This window comes from Kitasatospora sp. NPDC007106 (genome assembly GCF_040634455.1).
GTDB lineage: Bacteria > Actinomycetota > Actinomycetes > Streptomycetales > Streptomycetaceae > Kitasatospora > Kitasatospora arboriphila.
The window spans coordinates 1-5,314 of the sequence record NZ_JBEYFP010000414.1; the positions used below are offsets into that span (position 1 = coordinate 1).

Consider the following 5,314-nt stretch of genomic DNA (forward strand, 5'->3'; position numbering starts at 1 on the left):
CTCCACCCGCAACCCTTTTCACCATCACGGAGGAACGCCCGCCCGGGGACGCACCCTACGGGCGGGCCGAAGGCGGGAGGGCAGCGGTCGATGACGAACGGCCACCGAGACCCGGCAGACGTCCACCGGGCAGACGTCCACCGGCCAGTCGCATCCGGCGGACCTGCCGGACGGGACACGGGCTGGCGGGAGTCCGCCGCATGCCGGACGGAGGACCCCGAACTCTTCTTCCCCCTCAGCAGCGAGGGCGCCGGAACCGCACAGGCCGAGCGGGCCAAGGCCGTGTGCGCGCGGTGCCCCGTCGTCTCGCAGTGCGCGGCTGCGGCCATGACGGTCGGCGAGGCCCACGGCATCTGGGGCGGCATGGACGAGCGGGAGCGACGGCACCTGAGCCGGGCGGCCGTCGGCCGGACCGCCGCGAACCGCTCCTGCCTGCCGTCCGGAGTCGTGCGCGCGGCCGAACAGGACGTGCGGTCGGCAGCGATCAGGCTCCCCGGCTCCGCGACCTGGCTCGACCGGGCCGACCCGTCGGGGATCAGTGGTCCCCTCGTGGCCGAGGTCTGGGTCTTCGACCCCGTGGGGCACCGGGCCCTGTTGGTGGACCATCCCTGGCGGGGCCTGGTGCCGCCCGGCGGGAAGGCCGAGCCGGGAGAGACTCCGCGGCGCGCGGCGGTGCGTGAACTGTTCGAGGAGACCGGTCTTTCGGTGGTTCTCATGCACCGGCCCGCCATGGCTTTCGTCCGTCGCTTCCGTGAGGACTCCTCGGCGACCACCCTGGGATTCTCCTACGCGGCCTTCGCCGACCCGGCGATCCCGCTGTGCTGTGAACCCGGCCAGCCTGCTGCCTGGTTCGATCTGTCCCGGCCCTGGGCTGCCCGGTTCCCGAAGGACCGTCAGCGGATGCGCTGGTTCCTCGACCTCCTGCTCCGGACGCGGTGAGGCGGAGGGCGTCACGCCTGGAGCGCGAGCTTGCGCTTGAGCCGGACAGCGGCGCCGAGGCCGAGGGTGAGTGCGCCGGCGGCGGTGTAGGCGGCGAGCGAGGTCGCGGTGGTGAAGGACTCACGGGCCAGCTCTCCCGCCTGCCGGGTGGCCGGCTCGTGGAGCAGTGGCTGGATGGCCGTCCCGGCGCTCGTCCGGACCCTCGCCGTCAGTGCCTCGGCCCGGGCGGGCGGTGTTCCGTGGTCCTGCAGGGCGCGGCTGAGATCTGCGCCGAGTGCGGTGAACAGGACGGTGCCGAGCAGGGCGATGCCGAGGGCGGAACCGACCTGGCGGGTGGTGCTCTGGATACCTGCGCCCTGGCCGGACCGGGCGACCGGGACATCGGTCAGCGCGACGCCGGTGATCTGGGCGGTGGCCCAGCCGACGCCGATGCCGTAGACGAGCAGGAAGGGGCCGACCTGCCAGCCGCTGCCGTCGGGCGAGAGCACCAGTCCGATGCCGGCGACGCCGATGATCTCGCAGGTGATGCCGGCCATGACGAGGTTGACCGTGCCGATCCGGGGTGCCAGGACGGCGCTGAGACCGCTGGCGGTGAAGCTTCCGACGGCGAGCGGCAGCAGGGCGAGCCCTGCCTCGAAGGCCGTGTACCCGAGGACGTTCTGGAACCACAGCGGCAGGGAGAAGAGAATGCCGAACTCGCCGAGGCTCACGACTCCGGCGACGACGTTGCCGTTGCGGAACGAGGGGATGGTGAACAGCCGAAGGTCCAGCAGGGCGGTGCGGCCCCGGTGGTTGCGGCGGAGTTCGACGGCGGCGAAGGCGGCGAGGGCGAGCAGGCCGACCGCGAGGGCCACGGGCACCGGGGACGGATCGCCGTCCAGCTGCGCCCCGAGCACGGAGAACGGGCGTTGGAGGTGCCACCAGCCGTAGGTGCGGCCCTCGATCAGGGCGAAGACGATGCCGGTGAAACCGATGACCGACAGGGCGGCGCCGAGCAGGTCGACGCCGCGTTCGGCGCGCGGGTCCCTGCTCTCCTCCACGAGGAGGAACACCCCGGCCGCGACGAGTGCCCCGAGAGGCAGGTTGATGCCGAACGCCCAGCGCCAGGACAGGTGGGAGGTGAGCCATCCGCCGAGGAGGGGGCCGAGGGCGGCGGTCCCGCCGATGGTGGAGCCCCACACGGCGAAGGCCCGGGCGCGGTCGGCGCCGCGGAAGTTCGCGTTGATCAGCGACAGGGACGTGGGGAGGATCATGGCCCCGCCCACGCCCTGCAACAGACGGGCGGCGATCAGGGCGGGGCCCGAGGCGGCGGTGGCGGCCGCAAGGCTCGCCAGGACGAAGACGGTGGTCCCGGCCAGGAAGACACGTCGGCGGCCCAGGCGGTCACCGGTGCGTCCGGCGACGAGCAGGAGGGCCGCGAAGACGAGGGTGTAGGTCTCCTGGACCCACTGGGCATCGCGCGAGGTGATGCCCAGGTCCTCGATGATGCTGGGGATCGCGACGTTGACGATGGTCGAGTCGACGATGATCAGTGCGACGCCGAGGCTGATCGCGACCAGTCCCCACCACCGGGTGCGCGGCGATGACGGAGCTGCGGCTGCGGTCTCTGCGGTCGTGCTGCCGGTCATGGGGGCTTGATCCGTTCCTGGGAGCGGCGGGATGTCTGCGGGGCGCGGGCGGGAGGCCGGCCGCGGGTGCGGCCGGCCCCCGCCGTTCAGGTGCTTCGGACGGGCGTGCGGCGTTCCGTGGCCTCCTCCGGCCGCCCGGGCCACCAGAAGCGGCGGCCGGTGAGGAGGACGAGCGCGGGAACGAGGACCGTCCGCACCAGCAGGGTGTCCAGCAGGACGCCGATGCCGACGATGACGCCGATCTGGGTGAGGGTGATGAGGGGCAGGACGCCGAGTACGGCGAAGACCGCGGCGAGCAGGATGCCGGCGCTGGTGATGACGCCGCCGGTGGAGGCCAGGGCACGCAGCACGGCGCGGCGGGTGTCGTGTCCGGCCGTGGTGTCCTCGCGGGTGCGGGCGATCAGGAAGATGTTGTAGTCGACTCCGAGTGCGACGAGGAACAGGAAGGACAGCAGCGGCACGTTGGTGTCCAGGGCGGGGAAGTCGTAGACCGTGCGGAAGAGCAGCCAGCTCGCGCCGAGCGCCGCGAAGTAGGAGGCGATCACGGTCGCCACGAGCAGGACGGGGGCGACGAGGGCCCGCAGGAGCGCGACCAGGACGACGAAGACGATGGCGAGGACGAGTGGCACCACGACGCGGGTGTCGTGGGCGTTGGCCTGCGCGGTGTCGTACGCCTCGGCGGTGGCTCCCCCGACGAGGGCGTCGGCGCCGGGGATCGTGCCGACCCGCTGGCGCAGGGCTTCGACGGTGCGGTCGGAGTCCTCCGTTCCGGGGGAGGCGGTGAGCACGACGTCGGCACGAGCGTACCGGTCCGTCCGGTCCGTCGGGGTCACGGACGCGACGCCGGGCACCTGGCGGGCCGCTCGGACGACCTGGTCGCCGGCCGTCGTGGCCGACACCAGGGTCAGCGGGTCGGCCGCGCCGGCGGGCTGGACGGCGGCGAGGGTGCGCTGGCCGAGGACGGCTTCGGGCGTCTTGCGGAAGGCGTCGGCCTGGGCGAGTCCGGTGCGCAGGCCGAGGGCTCCGGAGGCGAGGAGGAGCAGGACGGCGGAGCCGGCGACGGCGACCTGGGCGGGCCGCGCGGCGACCGCGGCTCCGACGCGCGACCACAGGCCGCGGCGGTCGGCGGTGACGGGGTCGCCGACCTTGGGCACGAGGGGCCAGAAGATCCGGCGTCCGGGCAGGACGAGCGCGACGGGGAGGACGACCAGGCCGAAGAGCATGGCGGTGAGGATGCCGATGGCGCCGGCGAAGCCGAGCCCCCGGTTGCCGGTCAGTTCGGCGGCCAGCAGGGTCAGCAGGCTGAGCACCACGGTGGTGCCGCTGGCCAGGACTGCGGGCGCGGTGCCGCGCCAGGCCCTGGCCATGGCGGTGAAGCGGTCGTCGGTCAGATGGAGCTCGTCGCGGTAGCGGGAGACCAGCAGCAGGGCGTAGTCGGTGCCTGCGCCGAAGACCAGGACGGAGAGGATGCCGGCCGCCGAGGCGTCGACCTCGACGCCGGCGTACGGGGCGAGGACGCCGACCAGGATGCCGGCGAGACGGTCGCCGGCGCCCACGACGAGGAGCGGGACGAGCCAGAGGACCGGGCTGCGGTAGGTGATCAGCAGCAGGACGGCGACGACCGAGGCGGTGGCGATCAGCAGGGTGGCGTCGGCGCCCTCGAAGACCTTGCCGATGTCGGCTCGGACGGCCGGCGCTCCGGTGACCTGCGCGCGCAGCGGCTCCGGCAGGTTCTCCGAGGCGGTACGGCGGATCCGCTCGACGGCCGCGCTGTTCTCCGCGTCGCCGGCGCCGGTGGACAGCAGGACGGCGACGGTGGCGACCCTTCCCTGAACGGTCTCGGGCCGCGCCGCCGCGGGCGCGAGGCCCAGTGCTCCGAGCGGTTCGGCCCGTTCGGCGACGAGGGCCTGCTGGTCCGGGGTGAGGGGGCTGCCGTCGGTGGTGCTGTAGACGACGATCGCGGGCGCGACCGCGCCGGCCGGGAACGTCTTCACGATCTCGGCGACGCGGGCGGACTGGGAGGCGGCCGGCAGCCCTGCGCCGGTGGCCTCGGTGGTGGTGGCGCCGGAGGGGCCGAGCGAGAACGCGGCACCCAGGCCGACGAGGGTGAGGAGCAGGATCAGCCACGCCGTGGCGCGGGGCCGTCGTGGGCGCGCCCCTTCCGGGGCGGCGGAGTCCGGCGCGGACCGCAGCAGGCTGCCGGTCGGGTCAGGGGTCAAGGAAGGCACCCTCTAAAAGTCGTTAAGTAACTTAGCGATTTCTACCGTGTCAGACTTGCCGTCATGGCGCAACGAGGAAGCTTCGGAGCCGACCGGCCATCGGATTCCACCGACACCCGGCACCCCGCGACCGACACGTCCGCGACGGACGCGTCCGCGGGCGACGCCCTGTCGGAGGCCCTGCGCGAGGTCCTCACACTCACCCAACTGGCCCGCGCCGCCCTGGCGGAGCGCCTGGGCATGCCGTTGACGAACGTCGAGGCCGTCGAACACGTCGCCATGGCGCAGGGCGCCGGCGAGCCGATCGGGCCGGTCGAGCTCTCCCGGCGGCTGGGTGTCACCAGCGCGGCCGGCACACAGTCCGTCAACCGGCTCGTCGCCGAGGGCCACATGACGCGCGGTCCACATCCGCGCGACGGGCGCCGCCAGATCCTGAACGTCACCGACAGCGGGTTCGACCACGTCATGGGCGAGCTGGCGCCCCTGCTCGGCCTGGTCTTCCGGGCCTCCGACGGCCTGAGCGGCGAA

General features: G+C 73.6%; 4 protein-coding genes and 1 pseudogene. 3 read left to right on the forward strand and 2 right to left on the reverse strand.

The window, feature by feature from the left end; translation table 11 throughout:
* Positions 1-183: 183 nt before the first annotated feature.
* A pseudogene (locus ABZ641_RS24915) lies at positions 184-402 on the forward strand (WhiB family transcriptional regulator); the annotation flags it as partial.
* Positions 388-939 (forward strand): NUDIX domain-containing protein, encoded by a 552-nt coding sequence (locus tag ABZ641_RS24920; protein ID WP_344622352.1) that lies wholly within the window; start codon positions 388-390, stop codon positions 937-939. The pseudogene ABZ641_RS24915 and the gene ABZ641_RS24920, both read left to right, overlap by 15 nt.
* 11 nt (positions 940-950) lie before the next feature.
* On the opposite strand, the gene ABZ641_RS24925 is transcribed toward ABZ641_RS24920, so the two are convergent.
* On the reverse strand, positions 951-2,567 hold the full coding sequence (locus ABZ641_RS24925; protein WP_359985054.1) for an MFS transporter: 1,617 nt from the start codon (positions 2,565-2,567) through the stop codon (positions 951-953).
* A gap of 86 nt (positions 2,568-2,653) precedes the next feature.
* The gene (locus tag ABZ641_RS24930; protein ID WP_359985057.1) at positions 2,654-4,786 is read right to left on the reverse strand and encodes an MMPL family transporter; all 2,133 of its coding nucleotides are present in this window, start codon (positions 4,784-4,786) and stop codon (positions 2,654-2,656) included.
* Positions 4,787-4,849: 63 nt separating this feature from the next.
* On the opposite strand from ABZ641_RS24930, the gene ABZ641_RS24935 reads away from it, so the two are divergent.
* Positions 4,850-5,314 (forward strand): MarR family winged helix-turn-helix transcriptional regulator (locus ABZ641_RS24935; RefSeq protein ID WP_359985060.1); only part of this gene is annotated, 465 nt, incomplete at its 3' end.

Coding starts and splice junctions, on each gene's coding strand:
- ABZ641_RS24925 (WP_359985054.1), bottom strand. CDS start 2,567: ATGACCGGCAGCACGACCGCAGAGACCGCAGCCGCAGCTCCGTCATCG.